The organism is Pseudomonas sp. K5002 (assembly GCF_013386655.1).
GTDB lineage: Bacteria > Pseudomonadota > Gammaproteobacteria > Pseudomonadales > Pseudomonadaceae > Aquipseudomonas.
The window spans coordinates 1-3287 of record NZ_JACARK010000840.1 but is presented as its reverse complement, the minus strand read 5'-3'; the positions used below and the strand labels follow the sequence as shown (position 1 = coordinate 3287).

Sequence of the window (3287 nt, the reverse complement as noted above, 5' to 3'; positions counted from 1 at the left end):
GGTTGGCCAGGGCCACCGCACCAGCGCTGATCAGTTCAGCCGGCGCCTTGCCGTGATGCTCGGAAAGAAACAGTTGGTGACCGGCCTTTTGCAGGTTGGCAGCCATGGGTTGGCCCATGATGCCGGTGCCGATAAATCCGATTTTAGCCATGACGAAAATCCTCTTATTGTTAGGTGTGCAGGCCTGGCGCGGCCTGCTAAACACAGGAGATCCACTGTGGGAGCGGGNNCCGCTCCCACATTGGGTGCTGTGTTTGTTCAGTTAGATCGCGTTGTGGCTTTTGAGCCAACCCAAACCCGCTTCGGTGGTGGTCAACGGTTTGTACTCACAGCCGACCCAACCCTGATAACCGATGCGGTCCAAATGTTCGAACAGGAAGCGGTAGTTGATCTCACCGGTCCCCGGCTCGTTGCGCCCCGGGTTGTCCGCCAGCTGGATGTGGTTGATCTCACCCAGGTGCGCAGCCATGGTGCGGGCCAGGTCGCCTTCCATGATTTGCATGTGATAGATGTCGTATTGCAGGAACAGGTTGGCACTGCCCACCTGCTCGCGAATCGACAGGGCCTGCGCCGTGTTGTTCAGATAGAAACCCGGAATGTCGCGGGTGTTGATCATCTCCATCACAAGCTTGATGCCCACCGCCTGCAACTTGTCGGCGGCGTACTTGAGGTTGGCGACGAAGGTTTTTTCAAGCGTCGCGTCATCCACGCCGGCCGGGCGAATCCCCGCCAGGCAGTTGACCTGGGTATTGCCCAGTACCTGGGCGTAGGCGATGGCCAGGTTGACCCCGGCACGGAACTCCTCGACCCGGTCCGGGTGGCAGGCCAGGCCGCGTTCGCCCTTGGCCCAGTCACCGGCCGGCAGGTTGAACAGCACTTGGGTCAGGCCGTGGGCATCGAGTTGCGCCTTGATTTCAGCTGAGCTGAATTCGTAGGGAAACAGGTATTCCACACCACTGAACCCCGCGTCGGCGGCGGCTTTGAAACGGGCAAGAAAGTCCTGTTCGGTAAACAGCATGGACAGGTTGGCGGCAAAACGCGGCATGGGGTTCTCCTTAATCGAGCAGTGAAATGGCAGTCGGCGCGTCGTTGCCCACCAGTGCCAGATCTTCGAATTCGTTGACGGCGTTGATCTCGGTGCCCATGGAAATATTGGTCACCCGTTCCAGAATAATCTCAACGATCACCGGAACCTTGAATTCTTCGATCATTTCCTGAGCCTTGCGCAGTGCCGGCTGGATCTGGCCCGGCTCGAACACCCGCAGGGCCTTGCAACCCAGGCCTTCGGCGACGGCCACGTGGTCGACGCCGTAACCGTTGAGTTCCGGTGCGTTGAGGTTGTCGAAGGACAGCTGCACGCAGTAGTCCATTTCAAACCCGCGCTGGGCCTGGCGGATCAGCCCCAGGTAGGAGTTGTTCACCACCACGTGGATGTACGGCAGCTTGAACTGTGCGCCCACGGCCAGCTCTTCGATCATGAACTGGAAGTCATAGTCGCCGGACAGTGCCACGACTTTGCGGGTCGGGTCCGCCTTGACCACACCCAGTGCCGCCGGAATGGTCCAGCCGAGCGGGCCGGCCTGGCCGCAGTTGATCCAGTGGCGTGGTTTGTAGACGTGCAGGAACTGCGCGCCGGCAATCTGCGACAGGCCGATGGTGCTGACGTAGCAGGTGTCTTTGCCGAACACCTGGTTCATCTCTTCGTACACCCGTTGCGGTTTGACCGGCACGTTGTCGAAGTGGGTCTTGCGGTGCAGGGTGGCCTTGCGCTGCTGGCAATCGTGGAGCCAGGCGCTGCGGTCCTTGAGCTTGCCGGCGGCTTTCCACTCGCGGGCCACTTCAATGAACATGGTCAATGCAGAGCCGGCGTCGGAAACGATGCCCAGGTCCGGGGTGAATACGCGGCCGATTTGCGTCGGCTCGATGTCCACGTGAATGAATTTGCGGCCCTCGGTGTACACCTCCACCGAACCGGTGTGACGGTTGGCCCAGCGGTTACCGATGCCCAGCACCACGTCCGATTTCAACATCGTGGCGTTGCCATAACGGTGGGACGTTTGCAGGCCGACCATGCCCACCATCTGCGGGTGATCGTCCGGGATCGTGCCCCAGCCCATCAGGGTCGGGATCACCGGGATGCCGGTCAACTCGGCGAATTCCACCAGCAGTTCGCTGGCGTCGGCGTTGATCACGCCACCACCGCTCACCAGCAATGGGCGCTCGGCCTGGTCCAGCAGGGCCAGGGCTTTTTCCACCTGGATGCGGGTCGCCAAAGGCTTGGCCAGGGGCAGTGGTTGGTAGGCGTCGATGTCAAATTCGATCTCGGCCATTTGTACGTCGAATGGCAGGTCGATCAGCACCGGGCCCGGGCGGCCGGAGCGCATTTCATAGAAGGCCTTCTGGAAGGCATACGGCACCTGGCCGGGTTCCAGGACGGTGGTCGCCCACTTGGTCACCGGCTTGACGATGCTGGTGATGTCGACAGCCTGGAAGTCTTCCTTGTGCATGCGTGCCCGTGGCGCCTGGCCGGTGATGCACAGGATCGGGATCGAGTCCGCCGAGGCGCTGTACAGGCCGGTAACCATGTCGGTGCCCGCCGGGCCCGAGGTGCCGATGCACACGCCGATATTGCCGGCCTTGGTGCGGGTGTAGCCCTCGGCCATGTGCGAGGCGCCTTCAACGTGGCGAGCAAGGACGTGATCGATGCCACCGACCTTCTGCAAGGCCGAATACAGCGGGTTGATCGCGGCGCCCGGGATACCGAAGGCGGTGTCGACCCCTTCACGGCGCATCACCAGGACAGCGGCTTCGATTGCTCTCATTTTGCTCATGGTTTTGGTGCCTCTTGCGTTTTGTAATTGTATACAAGTGGTGTTGGTCCGAAGTGTATTCACGGCGAGCGGGGCAGGTCAATCCATTTTCTTGGGTGGCCTTTACGTTCGTCGGAAGGCTTATGGACGGGAATATTTCGACGTGTGGTGCGTATGTTTCGAATTATTGTATACAAAAAATAAATCTATTGTGTTCTATTTGTTTGATCGAGCTTCTGATCAGACAGAGCCCCACGGCTTTCCCATAACAAGATAAGGACGGCACCCATGAGCGCTTTAACCTTGAAAGTCGCAGTCAACCTGGCCAGCCACGCCATCGCGGCAGGCCGCACCATTTCGGCGGCACCGCTGACCGTTGCGGTACTCGACAGCGGCGGGCATTTGATAACGTTGCAGCGCGAGGATGGCGCGAGCCTGCTGCGCCCGCAGATCGCGATTGGCAAGGCCTGGGGTGCG

The 3287-nt window shown here is 60.3% G+C and carries 4 protein-coding genes; 1 reads left to right on the top strand and 3 read right to left on the bottom strand.

Annotated elements, in window-relative coordinates:
- The 3 genes from HX846_RS29665 to gcl form a co-directional block, all read right to left on the bottom strand.
- Positions 1-151, bottom strand: a 151-nt coding sequence (locus HX846_RS29665; protein ID WP_178966737.1) for an NAD(P)-binding domain-containing protein, incomplete at its 3' end; no start/stop codon positions are given.
- 111 nt (positions 152-262) lie between these two features.
- Positions 263-1045, bottom strand: a complete 783-nt coding sequence (hyi, locus tag HX846_RS29660; protein ID WP_003210594.1) for a hydroxypyruvate isomerase — start codon at positions 1043-1045, stop codon at positions 263-265.
- Between the two features lie 10 nt (positions 1046-1055).
- Positions 1056-2831 (bottom strand): glyoxylate carboligase, encoded by a 1776-nt coding sequence (gene gcl, locus HX846_RS29655; protein WP_063028181.1) that lies wholly within the window; start codon positions 2829-2831, stop codon positions 1056-1058.
- 267 nt (positions 2832-3098) lie between these two features.
- Here gcl and HX846_RS29650 point away from each other — a divergent pair.
- Positions 3099-3287 (top strand): heme-binding protein (locus tag HX846_RS29650; protein WP_178966735.1); only part of this gene is annotated, 189 nt, incomplete at its 3' end.

Coding starts and splice junctions, on each gene's coding strand:
- gcl (WP_063028181.1), bottom strand. CDS start 2,831: ATGAGCAAAATGAGAGCAATCGAAGCCGCTGTCCTGGTGATGCGCCGT.
- hyi (WP_003210594.1), bottom strand. CDS start 1,045: ATGCCGCGTTTTGCCGCCAACCTGTCCATGCTGTTTACCGAACAGGAC.